The organism is Streptomyces sp. NPDC104367, assembly GCF_055583825.1.
Genome location: NZ_JBVJND010000012.1, coordinates 79152 through 92984 on the forward strand (window position 1 = coordinate 79152; position 13833 = coordinate 92984).

The 13833-nt window shown below is 72.5% G+C and carries 15 protein-coding genes and 1 tRNA gene; 3 read left to right on the plus strand and 13 right to left on the minus strand.

Going from position 1 to position 13833, the window contains the following annotated elements; all coding sequences use genetic code 11:
• Nucleotides 1-48: 48 nt before the first annotated feature.
• A complete protein-coding gene (locus ACZ619_RS19585) occupies nt 49-279 on the plus strand; it encodes a DUF4287 domain-containing protein (RefSeq protein ID WP_469600229.1) in 231 nt (76 codons plus the stop codon).
• A gap of 91 nt (nt 280-370) precedes the next feature.
• Here ACZ619_RS19585 and ACZ619_RS19590 read toward each other — a convergent pair whose 3' ends face one another.
• From ACZ619_RS19590 to ACZ619_RS19615, 6 genes are all read right to left on the minus strand, one after another.
• Complete coding sequence (locus tag ACZ619_RS19590) at nt 371-1234, minus strand: Bax inhibitor-1/YccA family protein (protein WP_469600231.1); 864 nt, start codon at nt 1232-1234, stop codon at nt 371-373.
• 147 nt (nt 1235-1381) lie between these two features.
• On the minus strand, nt 1382-2557 hold the full coding sequence (locus tag ACZ619_RS19595; RefSeq protein WP_469600233.1) for a 4-hydroxybenzoate 3-monooxygenase: 1176 nt from the start codon (nt 2555-2557) through the stop codon (nt 1382-1384).
• 213 nt (nt 2558-2770) lie between these two features.
• Nucleotides 2771-3448: a hypothetical protein gene (locus tag ACZ619_RS19600; protein ID WP_469600235.1), complete on the minus strand. Its 678-nt coding sequence runs from the start codon at nt 3446-3448 to the stop codon at nt 2771-2773.
• A gap of 66 nt (nt 3449-3514) precedes the next feature.
• A complete protein-coding gene (locus ACZ619_RS19605; RefSeq protein WP_469600237.1) occupies nt 3515-5422 on the minus strand; it encodes a zinc metalloprotease in 1908 nt (635 codons plus the stop codon).
• Nucleotides 5423-5513: 91 nt separating this feature from the next.
• A complete protein-coding gene (locus tag ACZ619_RS19610) occupies nt 5514-5732 on the minus strand; it encodes a hypothetical protein (protein ID WP_469600239.1) in 219 nt (72 codons plus the stop codon).
• Nucleotides 5733-5783: 51 nt separating this feature from the next.
• Nucleotides 5784-5999 (minus strand): hypothetical protein, encoded by a 216-nt coding sequence (locus ACZ619_RS19615; protein WP_469600241.1) that lies wholly within the window; start codon nt 5997-5999, stop codon nt 5784-5786.
• Nucleotides 6000-6228: 229 nt separating this feature from the next.
• Here ACZ619_RS19615 and ACZ619_RS19620 point away from each other — a divergent pair, with 229 nt between their 5' ends.
• Nucleotides 6229-6624 carry a helix-turn-helix transcriptional regulator gene (locus ACZ619_RS19620; RefSeq protein ID WP_469600242.1) on the plus strand — a complete coding sequence of 132 codons (396 nt, stop codon included), beginning with the start codon at nt 6229-6231 and terminating at the stop codon, nt 6622-6624.
• Between the two features lie 144 nt (nt 6625-6768).
• The gene (locus ACZ619_RS19625) at nt 6769-7029 is read left to right on the plus strand and encodes a hypothetical protein (protein ID WP_469600244.1); all 261 of its coding nucleotides are present in this window, start codon (nt 6769-6771) and stop codon (nt 7027-7029) included.
• Nucleotides 7030-7061: 32 nt separating this feature from the next.
• Here the strand turns inward: ACZ619_RS19625 and ACZ619_RS19630 are convergent.
• The 7 genes from ACZ619_RS19630 to ACZ619_RS19660 form a co-directional block, all read right to left on the minus strand.
• Nucleotides 7062-7135: transfer RNA gene (locus ACZ619_RS19630), tRNA-Leu, on the minus strand.
• Nucleotides 7136-7495: 360 nt separating this feature from the next.
• Nucleotides 7496-8317 (minus strand): NAD(P)-dependent oxidoreductase, encoded by an 822-nt coding sequence (locus ACZ619_RS19635; protein ID WP_469600246.1) that lies wholly within the window; start codon nt 8315-8317, stop codon nt 7496-7498.
• The gene (locus tag ACZ619_RS19640; RefSeq protein WP_469600248.1) at nt 8314-9036 is read right to left on the minus strand and encodes a hypothetical protein; all 723 of its coding nucleotides are present in this window, start codon (nt 9034-9036) and stop codon (nt 8314-8316) included. The genes ACZ619_RS19635 and ACZ619_RS19640 overlap by 4 nt, the downstream gene beginning before the upstream one ends.
• Before the next feature lie 85 nt (nt 9037-9121).
• Nucleotides 9122-10390, minus strand: a complete 1269-nt coding sequence (locus tag ACZ619_RS19645; protein ID WP_469600250.1) for an ATP-grasp domain-containing protein — start codon at nt 10388-10390, stop codon at nt 9122-9124.
• Nucleotides 10387-11859 carry a CysS/YqeB C-terminal domain-containing protein gene (locus ACZ619_RS19650; RefSeq protein ID WP_469600252.1) on the minus strand — a complete coding sequence of 491 codons (1473 nt, stop codon included), beginning with the start codon at nt 11857-11859 and terminating at the stop codon, nt 10387-10389. The genes ACZ619_RS19645 and ACZ619_RS19650 overlap by 4 nt, the downstream gene beginning before the upstream one ends.
• The gene (locus ACZ619_RS19655) at nt 11856-13532 is read right to left on the minus strand and encodes a class I adenylate-forming enzyme family protein (protein ID WP_469600253.1); all 1677 of its coding nucleotides are present in this window, start codon (nt 13530-13532) and stop codon (nt 11856-11858) included. Before ACZ619_RS19655 ends, ACZ619_RS19650 begins: the two co-directional genes overlap by 4 nt.
• Nucleotides 13529-13831: an acyl carrier protein gene (locus tag ACZ619_RS19660; RefSeq protein ID WP_469600255.1), complete on the minus strand. Its 303-nt coding sequence runs from the start codon at nt 13829-13831 to the stop codon at nt 13529-13531. The genes ACZ619_RS19655 and ACZ619_RS19660 overlap by 4 nt, the downstream gene beginning before the upstream one ends.
• Nucleotides 13832-13833 lie beyond the last annotated feature (2 nt).

Sequence of the window (13833 nt, forward strand, 5' to 3'; positions counted from 1 at the left end):
GTGACGTGAAGGACCGGCTACAACCCCCTTTGCGCACCGGAGGCGCCGATGTCCCAAGTCTTCTCCGAGGAGACCCATCGCAACATGCTCGCCCGCATCCCCCACTGCACCGGTCGTGAAGTGGCCGACTGGTTGCGCACCGTAGACGAAGGCCCGTCCCTCTTCCGCTTCGAGGAAAAGGTCAGCTGGCTCCGCCACGAACACAACCTCGCGTACGGCCACGCGAAGGCGCTGATCCACGAGTACGACCTGAGGAGGGCCGCGCGCAAACTTCTCTAGGCGCGCACAGCAGACGGCGAAGGGCCCCGGGCGGTGCCCCGGGGCCCTTCGGTGCTCGTACCGGCTCCGTCCGCCGAAGCCCGCGGCGGAGCTAGTCGCTGCTGCTGAAGATCGCCACCAGGCGCAGCATCTCGACGTAGATCCACACCAGCGTCATGGTGAGGCCGAACGCGGCCAGCCAGGCCTCGTTCTTCGGGGCACCGTAGGCGATGCCGTCCTCGATCTGCTTGAAGTCGAGGGTCAGGAAGAACGCGCCGAGCAGGATCGCGATGATGCCGACGATCGCGCCGAGCGGGCCGAAGCTGCGCAGGCCGCCGTCCTCGGCGACGCCGAACGCGACCAGCAGCAGGTTGACCGCCATGACCACCACGAAGGCGATGGCGATGGCCATGCCGATGCGGGCGTAGCGGGCGGTGACGCGGATCCAGCCGGCCCGGTAGACCAGCAGGGTCGCGCCCGAGACCGCCATGGTGCCGAGCACCGCCTGGAACGGGGCGCCGCTCCACTGGCTGTTGTACATCTCGCTGATGACGCCGAGGAAGACGCCTTCGAACGCGGCGTATCCCAGGATCAGCGCGGGCACCGGGGTGCGCTTGAAGCTCTGGATCAGGGCGAGGACCATCGCGATGATCGCGGCGCCGAAGGCCAGGCCGTAGCTGGTGGCCGAGACCGGCAGCAGCGCCCAGGCGAGGGCCGCGCCGACGGCGACCGTGCCCAGCGTCATGGCCGAGCGCAGGACGACGTCGTCCATCGTCATCCGGCCGGTGGTGGCCGGGGCCTGCGGCGGGGCACCCTGCTGGAGGTCCTGCTGGGCGTAGGGGTTGTCCGCGTACGGGTTCTGCGCGTAGGGGTTGCCGCCCTGTGCGTACCCGGCCTGCGGCGCGGTGTTGAAGCCCGCGTAGCCGTTGTCGCGGCTGAACCCCCGTCGCGAGAAGACCGGGTTGCTGCTCCTCATTTCACTCCTCCATGGCCGCCGTGCGCGGCCTTGGCGTCAAGAGTAATAGGTTGGCAAAGGATTGACCCTAGTACCTGGGGAGGATCTTTCCCTCGCAATGCTGCGCAACACGCTACGCGGAGCCCTGATTCCCGGCCAGGGAGGGCTTCATTCCATCGGGAACCCGGTGTACGCCTCCGCCAGGTCGGTCTCGGCCGCCCGGGAGGAGGCGATCCGGCCGAGCCGGGCGAGCTGGAGGCGGGCGTCGAAGGGGGTGTCCTCGGGCCCGGTGTGGAGCAGGGTCGTCATGTCGTACGAGAACCGCTCGGCCTGCCAGATCCGGCGCAGGCAGGTCGCCGAGTAGCTCTCCAGCAGCCCGGAGGAGCCCGTCTCCTTCTCGTGCGCGAGGGCGCGGGCGAGGGTGACGACGTCGCCGACGGCGAGGTTCAGCCCCTTGGCGCCGGTCGGCGGGACGATGTGGGCGGCGTCCCCGGCGAGGAACACCCGGCCGTGCCGCATGGGCTCGTGGACGTAGGAGCGCATGGGCGTGACCGACTTCTGGGTGATCGGGCCGCGCTCCAGGCGCCAGTCGTCGTCGGTCTCGAAGCGGCGGTCCAGCTCGTCCCAGATCGCCTCGTCGCTCCAGTCCTCGGCGTCGGTGCCCGCGGGCACCTGGAGGTAGAGGCGGGAGACGGACGGGGAGCGCATGGACAGCAGGGCGAAGCCCCGGTCGTGGCGGGCGTAGACCAGCTCGTCGTGGGAGGGGGCGACATCGGCGAGGACGCCCAGCCAGGAGTAGGGGTAGGTGCGCTCGAAGACCCGGGAGACGGACTCGGGGAACGCCTTGCGGGCGACGCCCCAGAAGCCGTCGCAGCCGACGACGTAGTCGCACTCCAGGACCTCCTCCCGGCCCTCGTGCCGGAACCGGACCCGCGGCCGCGCGCTCTGCGCGTCCAGGACCTCCAGCGCCTCCGCCTCGAAGAGCAGCGGGCCGCCCTCCTTGAGCTGGAGGGCGATGAGGTCCTTGCAGACCTCGGTCTGGGCGTAGACCATCACGGACCGGCCGCCGGTGAGGCCGGGGAAGTCGACGCGGTGGCGCTGTTTCCCGAAGCGCAGCTCGATGCCGTCGTGGCGCAGCCCCTCGCGGTCCATGCGCTCCCCGGCGCCGGCCGCGCGGAGCACGTCCACGGTGCCCTGCTCCAGGATTCCGGCGCGCTGGCGGTGCTCGACGTAGGAGCGGTCGCGGCTCTCCAGGACGACGGAGTCGATGCCGGCGTTGTGCAGGAGCCGCGCGAGGAGGAGCCCGGCGGGCCCGGCTCCGATGATGCCGACGGTGGTGCGCATCGGTCGTTCCCTTCCGTGGGTGGTCGCTCTGATCGTCCGGCGATCGCGATCTGTCCGGCGAGCTTGTTCGCCCAGTGAAATTTATTTCACCAGTTGCCCCAGAGTCTCCGCTCACGGGTACCCGATGTCAACGGTGTGCGCGCGGCCGGCCGCCGGGCCCGCCGGAGGCGGTCGTGGGCCCGGCGGCCGGTGCGCGGGACGGCGGTTCGGGGGTCAGCGACCCGGCCAGCCGTCCAGGTGGCGGTGCATGGTGACGTCGGACTGCGGGTCGCCCTTCGGGGCGCTGGCGACCGCGTCGTGCAGCACGGCGGTGACCTCGGCGGCGAGCCCGTCGGCCTTCGAGCGCAGTTCGGTGGCGGGCAGCGTGGAACGGGTCAGGTCGTCCAGCCGGCGGTGGATGTCGGCGAGCTTGCCGCGCGCGGTGCCGTCGAGGAGCAGCGCGTTCGGCGTGGAGACGACGAACTGGTAGGCGCCGGCCAGGGTCTGGCAGCCGGTGCACTCCTTGTTGGCGGCGTCGCTGAGGTTCACGGCGTTCAGCCGGGTGTGCTCGCCCGCGATCGTGACGATCTGGAAGGAGAGGGCGACCGAACGGCAGTGGTCGTCCGCCGAACAGCCGGCCGAGACGGCGTTGGCCTGGTTGCGTACGCCGGCGGCGTTGACCTTGCCGAACTGACGGATCGTGAACGAGTCCCGGGCCTGGGTGTGGTGGCCGCGGTCGGCGTGGCTGAAGACGTAGTCGGAGGCGACCGCGGCGTGCGCCGGGGCGGCGGTCGCGGCCTGGGCGGGCACGGCGGTGGCCGCGCCGGCGACCCCGGCCGCGAACAGGCCGATGCGGACGGCCCGCCGGGTGAGCGGGCCCGTGGCCGGGCGTGGTTTTCGGTGACTGCTCATGGACTGCTCCTGTGCTTCCGTACTGCTGCGATGGATGGTTCGGTGCGGCCCGACCCGCGGCGCCCGTCAGGACGCGGCCGGACTCGGCGGCTCACTGGTCGGCGGCACGGACGGGCTGGGGGACGGGGAGTCCTGGGTGCTCGGGGTCGGCGAGGGCGACGGCTCGGGTTCCGGCGCGCCCGTCCCGGCGGACGCCGAGGGCGCCGGCTCGGTCGCGGATCCCCCGCCGGTCGGCACCGGTGTCTTCGTGGCACCCCGCGCGGGTTCGCCCGACACCGAGGCGGACGGCGACGCCGAGGCGGACGCGCCCCGCGACGTCTGCTCGGCCGAGGGCGCCGCGCCGGGGCCCGCCGGGGTGCCCGTCGCACCCGGCACGGTGTCCGCGGGAGCCCCGGATCCGGCCGGCGCGTCCGGGGTCGAGGCCTGCCGCGACGGCGGTTCCTCGGTCGGCACCCCCGGCTGCAGGATCGGGGCGATCGGCGGCTGCTTGGGCAGCGGCTTCGGCGTCACCCCGGACACCCAGGCGTAGCTGAGCCCGGTGAGCGCGGCCAGGGCCAGGGCGCAGACCGCCAGCCGGAGCGCGGGCCGGCCGTCGGTGGAGCGCTTCGCGGCCCGGAAGATCCGTCCGCCGATCTTCACGGACAGATAGACGACGCCGGCCATCGGGCAGAGCAGCATCACGCTGCCGATGGAGCCGACCAGCCCCTCGACGATCTTCCCGTCCACGAACGCCGAACCGGTGCCCATGAGCTGCTCGGTCAGCGAGCGCGTCATCGTGGTCAGGATCCGCGGCAGGTTCCACAGCGCGTACCCGAGTTCGCCGATGATCAGCGGGACCATCGTCAGCACCCAGGTGGCGACGATCGTGCGGGCCGACTTCTTCAGCCCGGCGACCTCCTCGCGGGCCTTGTCCCCCCTCGGTCCCGGCACCAGGCCCAGCAGGATCGGCTTGATCTTGCCGTAGAGGTCCGGGACCCCGGCCAGGTCGCCGAGGATGTAGTAGCCGTCCAGCCGGACGGCCGGCATCAGCTGCTCCAGGATCTCGAAGTGCCCGAGGTAGACCGTGGCCAGGAAGAACTGCGCGCCGGTCGCGAAGTAGGCGCCGGCCATGGCCAGCATGAAGACGATGTTGAAGTAGACGCCGCCCAGGTCGGTGCGGAGCCGGCCGCCCCGCCCGATCCGGTAGACGTCGGTGACGTCGGTGTACATCGAGGGCCAGATGAGGAAGAGCCCGCACCCGATGCAGCCGGGGCGGGCTCCGCCGTATCTGCACGCCGAGGCGTGGCCGAACTCGTGGAAGACGAGGGAGGCCACGGTGAGCACGAACACGACGAGGATCAGGACCGGCTGGTCGAGCACCTCCAGGACGGGCTCGATCGCCCCGAAGAACCCGAACAGCCAGACGTCCATGGCCACGACCGAGGCCAGCACCAGCGCGACCACCAGCGGCCGGTGCAGCCAGGCCAGCGAGCGCGCGATCTTCGCCGTGCGCCGCTCGTCGAAGATGACCCGGTGGCCCTTGAGGGCGAGCAGCAGGTCGGAGCGCGGCGCGTCGACCTCGTCGTCCTCCTGGCCCTCCGGGACCGTCACCCCGAGCGGTTCCAGCTTCTTCTCGACGAGGAAGCGGATGTTCTCCCCGCTGACCTCACGGCCGAAGCGGGCGCTGACCCGGTGGGCGATGGCCTCGGTGTCGCGGACGCCGTCGACCGACGACGCCACCAGGTACAGCAGCCTGGACAGCTGCACGACCTGCCCGTCCCCCCGACGGGCGATGTACTTGGGCTCGGTGAAACCCGACCCCTGGTACTCACCGTGCAGCCGCAGCCCGGCGCTCAGCCTCGGCACCGGCGGCGGCGGGTCGACCACCGGCAGGGTGCCCGTCGCCACCTGCTCGTAGGTCACCGGCCAGCCGCCGGGTCCGGGCACCGGGCCCGTGTCGTACAGTGCGGCGGCCCCGTCACCGAGCACCGTCATATGTGGTCTCCCCCCAGAGTCCCCATGGTGTTCCCCCCCCCGGTAGCCGGGAGCGCCACCGCCGGGGCGACGGCGGTGGCGCTCCAGGGAACTACTGGGTGACGCTGATCGTCTGCGCGGCCGACGACTGGGCGGACGACCAGGCGGAGTGGTCGTTGATCGCGGCCGACTGGTTCGACGCGTCGATGTTCGCGACGTGCTTGGTGACGTTGACGGTCTTGCCGAAGCTGAACTTCAGGCGGCCGAGGGCCTCACGGCCCGGCAGCAGCTCGGCGGACTCGTTCTCCAGCTCGTTCATGTCCATGCTCATGACGGATGTCCTTTCGTGTGGTGTGCGAAGAGATCGGGTGCGAGGGCGGTGCTACTGGGCGACGTTGATGCTCTGGGCGGCGCCGGAGTCGGCCACCGACCACACGGAGTGGTCGTTCAGGGCGGCGGACTGGTTGGCGGCGTCGATGTTCGCGACGTGCTTGGTGACGTTGACCGTCTTGCCGAAGCCGAACTTCAGCCGGCCCAGGGCCTCGCGACCCGGCAGCAGCTCCGCGGACTCGGCCTCGAGCTCGTGGGCGTCCATCATGATGTTTCCCCCTCAGGGATAGACATTTCCGATCGGACCGAGTCAGGTTCCCCCCGGACTCTGTCCAATCTGGTCGGACGAGCTGTCCAACGAGATTGGACACTACGGGCCCGGAGGGGCGCCGCGCAACCCCTTCGTGGAATCACCCTCTCGGCCGATTGCGGACCCGACCGTAGAATCGGCCCCGGCATGGAGGATTCCGCCGGCGGCGAGCAGGAAGTGACGGTCAGTGTCCAACGCACTGCAGCAGTTGATCCGTGAGCACCTCGACCGCAAGGGCTGGTCCTACGGTGACGTGGCGCGCCGCGGTGGCGTCCCCCGGTCCACCGTCCACCACCTGGCCACCACCGAGCGCGTGGTCCGCATGCCCCAGGCGGCGACCCTGGAAGGGCTGGCCAAGGGGCTGGACATCCCGCTGGAGACGGTGCGCCGCGCCGCCGCCGAGGCCTGCGGGATCCATGTGTACGACGCCTCGCCGGGCGCGGCCGCGAACAGCGCCGCCGGTTCCGCCGACCCCGAGGTCGCGCTGCTCATCGCGAGCGTCCAGAAGCTGTCGGCGGACGACCGCCGCCATGTCACGGCACTGGTCGAGTCACTGCTGGACCGTTCCGCCAAGGAGAAGTGACCGGCGTTCGAACCACTCTCGGACGTACTTCCGTCAAGTCGGAAAAAGAATCCAACTCCGCACGAAAGAGTCAAGATCCCCGGCTAGTGTCTCGTCCTGCCCGGGCCGCGAGAGCCGCACGACCACGGGCTCTCAGGGGGAGATGTGTTGTTCGTGCACGGCGGACCGGCGACGGCCGTGGTCCGGGGCCCCGACGGCGAGTCTGTCGTCCTGCTGTCCGGGGAACTGCCCGAGGTGCTGACCGACGCCTCGGTCGGCGAGCTCCTGGATCTGGCCGCGGCCATCCTGGACCCCGGCGAGCTGGTCCTGTTCGAGGAGTGCCTGGACGCCCTCCGCCGCAACGGCATGAGAGCAGGCCGCCGCATCGAGATCGACGGCGCGGTCCTGACGGTGTACGAGGGCTGACGGCACAGCCCGCCTCGGGGAGGCGGGCTCGGTACCCGGAGTGGGATTCGAACCCACACTGGCCCGCGTTTAAGGCGGTTGCGTCTACCAGTTGCGCCATCCGGGCAGAGACTGGACGGCCTTGCCGCGAAGATCGCTGCGGCCTCAACTGCCCCTTAATAAGGGTTAGTTGAAGACCTGTCCAGACAAGGACAACACTACTGCGTCAACATGACGCCCCATCACATCGGGCCCGGATGTGTGCCGTTGGCCCGGTGGAGCACGCGGTCGTTCTTCTCCCGGTCATGACTCCCCCGACTATGCGTCTGGCACTTGAAGACAGCCTCTCGCAGGACAGAGTGCCGACACAGGCGGGAAACCGGTCAACGATCGACCCGAAACGCCCCGAAGGGGTGAACGCCCGCCGGGCACGGGGCGCCCGAGACCGGATCGGGCGCCCCGACGTGCGGCGCGGCGGGCCGCCGGCCTAGGGCGAGGACCGTTTCGCCAGCCGGGTGAAGTTCTCCTCGCCGTGCCCGGAGTCGACGACCTCCCGCAGACGTTCCTCGACCATGGCCGCGACAGGCAGGCCGGGCGCCATCCGCAGCGCGTTGGTGATGTCCTTGCGGGCCAGCCGGGCGCTGAACTGCCGGGGGTACCGGTCCTCCAGCATCTGCTTGCCGAATCGTTCCAGCATCCGGCTCGACCCGGACGACGCCCCGAGCGCCGCCAGCACGGTCCCGGGATCCAGGCCCAGCCGGTCCGCCAGGCCGAAGCCCTCCCCGAGGACCAGCACGTTGCCGATGTGGACGACCTGGTTGACCAGCTTCATCGCCTGGCCCTGGCCGAGGCCGCCGGTGAGGAACACGCTGCCGCACAGGGTGCGGACGAACTCCTCCACCTCCGCCGGGAGTTCCCCCTCCCGGGCGCCGGCGTAACAGGTCAGCCCCCCGTTCCGGGCCAGTTCCACGCTCCCCGACACCGGGCAGTCGACGTACCCGATCCCGCGCTCGCCGAGGACCCGCGCCGCCTCCCTGGCCGACACCGGGTCGTGCGAGGTGAGGTCCACCACCCAGGACGCGGCCCGCACCTCCCCGACGACGTCCAGGACCTCGGTGCCCGACGGCAGGCACAGCGCCACGATCGGGGCCTCCCCCGCCGCCGTCGCGGGCGCCGATCCGCCGGCCCGGAGGAACTCCTCGGTCCGGCCGCGCCCGGCGGCCGCGCGCACCGGGTAGCCGGCGTCCAGGGCGCGGCAGGCCATCGGCAGGCCGAAGACGCCCAGCCCGTACCAGTCGACCGCCCTCATCCGCGCGGGCTCCCGCCGCATTCCTCCACCGCGGGGAAGGCGTCCGACAGGAACACCGTCTGCGCCATCATGCGCAGGCCGGACATCTTCTCCCGGAAGGCCTCGATCGTCTCCTCCGGGTGGATGGTGTCGATCACGGCGTTGTCGCCGAAGGAGTTGAACTGGTGCGAGGTGCCGCGCGGGATCTGCATGTCCACGATCGACGCCTCGGGCACCCGGAAGCTGTACCGGGTGCGGTCGCTGCCGGGCATCGGGTCGCTCTCCACCTCCAGCTTGAACGGGGTCACCCCGTTGACGAAGGTGTAGCGGAACGGCGAGAGCGCGGACACGTGGATGGTGGTGTCCCCGCCGGTGATCAGCCGGACCATCCGGGCGCCGGTGTGGTAATGCATGCGTGAACAGGCGCCCCGCTCACCGACGTTGAAAAGGTCCATACAGTAACGGCTGGCGGAGTAGCCGTCCATGGGCTTGGCCAGCATGTACACATGGCCCTCCTCGAAGTACTGGGCGCGGACCACGCCGTCGTCGTCCGGGGTCAGCGCCGTCTCCGCGGCGTGGCCGTTGCGGACGACCTGGGCCAGCGCGTGCACCAGCGCGTTCGCCGCGGCCGGCGGGAGCGAGGCGACCGGCGTGACCACGCAGGATCCCGCGTCCTGGAACCGGTCGAGGTCGTGCACCTCGTTCTCGTCGTCGGGGTTGTTCTTCAGGGTCGTGGACACGGCGCATTCCCCATTTCTGCTGATTGGCTTGCGGCACGCGGAGAGGTCCGCGGCCGTCTCGTCTGCGGCGGGGTGCCGCCCCCGGTCACAGGGCCTCGCCCTCCACCACCACGGCGGCCTCGACCGCGGCCAGGCGGGCCAGGCACTCCGTCCGGTCCGCGCCGGTGACGACCGCGTAACCGACCCGGGAGCGGAAGCCGTTCGGGGGCAGCCGGACCTGCCGCCCCTCCGGCACGATGGCCTCGAACCGCTCCAGGCCGGGGAACCGGCCGGGGTCGCGCTCCAGCCGCAGCCGCCGGAACGTCATGTCGTGCGGCGGGTAGATCATGTGGACGGCCGCCGTCCGGGAGCGGTCCGCGGCAAGCCGCGGTTCCCGGCCCACGGCGACGTCGGCGGTCGCCGCCGACAGGTCGACGCCGGTCGCGAGCGTGCCCAGGTGCGGGATGAGATCGCCGCCGAGCCGGACGTTGATCTCGATGATCCGCGGGCCGCGGGCGGTCAGCCGGAACTCGGTGTGGGTGGCCAGGTCGTCCAGGCCCGCCGCCCGGTGCGCCGCGGCCACCAGCCGCAGCGCCTCGGGCAGGTCCGGGTGCGGGGCGGTCGGCACGACGTGCCCGACCTCCTCGAAGTACGGCGCCGGTCCCAGGACCTTCTCCGCCACGAACAGCGGCCGGGTGACGCCCCGCCAGGTCAGGGCGTCCACGCTGTACTCGGGCCCGTCCAGGTACTCCTCGACCAGGACTCCGCCCGGTCCGTCGATCTCGCTGTACCGGGCCCTGGTGCCGGCCGTCATCGCGTACCCGGCGAGCAGCCGGTCCTTGTCGTCGGCCCGGACGACGCCGATGCTCCCGCCGAGGTCGCGCGGCTTGAGCACCACCGGGTAGCCGATGTCCTCGGCCGCGTCGAGCGCCTCCCGCTCGTCCCGGGCGACGGCGAACCGCACCGGCCCGAGCCCGGCCGCGTCGAGACAGGCCCGCAGCGCCGCCTTGTCCTTGCAGCGCCGTACGGCCTCGGGGGCGGCGTGCGGCAGGCCCAGCGCGGCGGCCAGCTCCGCGACCGGCTCCACCAGGGCGTCGTCGTAGGTGAGCAGGCCGTCGGGCGCCTCCTCGCGGGCGATGCGGGCCACGGCGGCCGCGTCGCGCGGGTCGGCACGGTGGAAGCGGCTGACGTACGGCCGCTGCCAGGACAGCTCCCGGTCGTCGACGAGGATCAGGTCCACGACCTCGCCCATGGCGGCCAGGGTGTACTCCCGGAAGGGGCGCCCGGTGCTGGCCACCATCAACAGCCGCGGCCTGCCCCCGGGCGGGGACGGGTCCGGGCCGGGCGGGTTCCGGGGCGTCTCCGGTGCGGTCATGTCCGGGGTTCTCCTTCCGTGTCCGCCGGGACGGGGGCGTCCTGGCGCAGCGACCAGGTCGAGCGGTCGCCGGAGTCGGTGACCTCGACGCCCATCCGGGCCAGCTCGGCGCGCAGGTCGTCGGCGCGCGCCCAGTCGCGGCGGGCGCGGGCGGCGGCGCGGTCGGCGACCAGCCGGTCCACCAGGAGCCGTCGCTCACGGGGCAGTTCGGCGGGGCGGGGACCGCGGACGAGCTCCGAGGGGTCGAGGGTGGTCAGGCCCAGGCCGAGCAGGGCGTCGGCGGCGGCGAGGACGACGTGCAGGCCGCGGTCGGTGATCTCCGCGTCGCGCACGGCCTGCTGGACTTCGGCCAGGGCCTGCGCGGTGTTCAGGTCGGCGCAGACGGCCCCGTCGAGGGCGTCCAGGAAGCGGTGGGCGGCCGGGTCGTCGGGGGGCAGCAGGCGCCGGGCGCCGGCATAGGTCTCCACGTGCGGGAAGGGGGTGCCGGCGGGCCGGCGGCGGGCCAGCAGGCGGCGCAGGGTGCCCTGGGCGGCGACCACGTCCTCGTGGGTGTAGTTGAGGTCGCGGTGGTAGTGGCCGCGCAGCAGGAACAGCCGGAAGGCCAGCGGGTGCAGGCCCTCGTCCGACAACTCGCCCAGGCGGGGCGCCCGTTCCCGGGCCAGCGGCTGGTTGTCCGCGGTCAGCGCGCCGTGGTGCATCCAGTGCCGCACCCAGGGGCGGCCGTCGCCGAGGTGGGCCTCGCACTGCGCGATCTCGTTGACGTGGTGCATCGAGCGGTGGTGGCGGCCCCCGGTGTGGAAGTCGAGGTGCGGGCCCAGCAGGCTCATGCTCGCCGCGCTGCACGGCAGATGGCCGCCCGGCAGCCCGCGGCCCCACGGGGAGTCCCAGGTCGTCGCCGGGCTCGCCGCCGGACCGACGCGCCGCCACAGGGCGAAGTCGTTCTTGTTGCGGCGGCCCGGGATGCTCTCCACCCGGACGCCGTCGCGCTGGCCGTCCAGGTCCATCCCGGCGAGTTCCCCGTAGCCCGGGGAACGGGAGGTGTCGAAGTACAGGCCCGAGTCGAGGTCGTAGCCGAAGCCGTCGCGCTCCAGCCCGGCCGCCATGCCGATCATCGCGTCCAGGTGGTCCGAGGCCCGGGTGTAGTGCGCGGCGGGCAGGACGTTCAGGTCGGCCAGGTCGCCGAGGAACTCCTTGGTGTTCAGGTCGGGGTCGGCGCCCCGGGCCACCTCGGCCTGGACGATGTCGGTGATCATCATGACGTGGCGGACCGGCAGGCCCTTCCAGCGCAGCGCCCGCCGCAGCATGTCCACACACACGTAGCCGCGCAGGATGCCCAGGTGGGGCGGGCTGAACGCGATGGGCCCGCAGCTGTACACGCGCACCGGTTCGCCCGGCGGGCCGGACGGCTCGAACACCTCCGGCCGGCGGCTGAGCGAGTTGTACAGACGGAGCCGCGCACCCGAGTTCACAGGCGTCCCTCCGCACCGGCGTCCGCGCGGACGGCGCCAAAGTCCCCGCCGGGCCCCACGGCAGGCCCCGCGCCGGGCTCCTCCCCCAGGTCCACCGTCGCGGCCAGCTCCCGCCGGATGATCTTCCCGGTGGCGGTCCGGGGGATCCGGTCGGCGAAGACGATCCGCCGGGGCAGCGCGTTCGCGGAGAAGGCCCCCTTCAGATGCCGGAAGACCTCGCCGCGGCCGTGGTCGGGCGAGACCACGACCGCGGTGACGGCCTCCCCGTCCGTGACGTCGGCGACGGCGACGCAGGCGGCGTCCCGCACCCCGTCCAGCCGCAGCAGGACGCGCTCCATCTCCTCCAGGGAGACCGCCTCGCCCCGCACCTTGGCCATGTTCTTGGTCCGTCCGGTGATGACCACGAGCGGGCCCGCGGTCTCCGCGGACTCCACCTCGTAGCCGAGGTCGCCGGAGTGGAACCAGCCGCCCCGGAAGGCCTCCTCGGTGGCCTCGGGGTTGCCCGCGTACCGGGACATCACGTTGTGCCCGCGCATCCGGATCTCGCCGGTCTCGCCGGGCCGGGCGCGCTCCCCGGAGTCCGTGAACACCGCGACCTCGTTGCCGTGCACGGCGGTGCCGATGGAGGGGATGTCCGTGTCGAGCATGAGCCGCCGGTACTCGTGCTCGGAGAGGTCGACCGGCACCGTGCTGGAGAAGTTGGTCGTCTCCGTCAGCCCGTACCCCTGCACCACCCGGACCCCGAAGGCGCGCCGCACCTCGGCGCAGGTGCGGGCGGACAGCGGCGCGGCGGCGGTCAGGAAGTAGGCGAAGCCGGCGGGCAGCCGCGGCTCGCGCCAGGTCTGCAGCAGGGAGTCCAGGACGCTGGGCACCGCGCTGGCGAACCGCGGGCGGTACCGGTCGATGAGCCCCGGGTACTGGAACGGGCCGAACGCGCGGGCCATGACCGTGTGCGAGCCGGAGAACAGGGGCGATATCAGGGTGGTGTGCACGCCGTTGGCGTGGTGGATCGGCAGGAAGCCCAGGATCCGCTCGCCCCGGCGGACCCGGTGGTGGCGGACGAACGCCTCGGCGTTGGCGACGGCGTTGCGGTGGGTCTGGGCGACCGTCTTGGACGCCGCCGTGGACCCGGAGGTGCCGAAGAGCAGCGCATCGGCGTCCGCCGCCACCTCGGGCAGGCCGTCCGGACCGTCGGGCAGCAGCGCCGGGTCCGGCACCGTCACCCCGCCGGGCAGCGGCTCCCGCTCGTCCAGCACCGCCGGCGGGCACAGCACCGCCACCGCCGAACGGGCGTCGCTCTGCTGGAGCACCCGCTGCGCCGGGTCGCCCGGGCCGAGCAGCAGACAGGCGGCGCCGGAGCGCAGGACGCCGAAGAGCGTGGCGATGGAGACCGGCTCGTTGAGCGGCAGCAGCCCCACCACGTCGCCCTCGCGCACGGCGAGTTCCCGGCGCAGCCAGCGGGCGATCCGCCCGCTCCACACGTCCAGCAGCCCGAAGGTCAGGACGGTCTCGGTGCCGTCGGCGGCGACGGCGGTCAGATACGGCGCGTCGGGCATGTCGCGGGCGCGGGCCGCGATCGCCGCCGGCACGCCGGGGTGCGGTCCGGCGTAGCGGGACGAGGGTGTGCCCAGGTAGGTGTGGACGGCCGCGTGGTCCCGGTCGGTCGCGGTCATACGGCCTCCCCGTGGCGGGCGTCGCCGGCGGGTCCGGGGGCGTCGCCCGGGGAGCCGCCGGTGAGGCCGCCGACGGCGTCGGCGACCGTGCGCACGGACACGAACGTGTCCTGGGTGATGAGGCCGGAGGGGAAGCGGACGCCGAAGGTCCGCTCGATGTCCACGATCAGGGCGGCGATGGACAGCGAGTCCACGCCGCGCTCCCTGAGCGGGGTGTCCGGGTCCGCGCTGTCGTCCGCGGCTCCCGCCTTGAGCTGTCGGACGACCAGTTCCTCGACCGTCCGCGTCACGTCGTTCATGC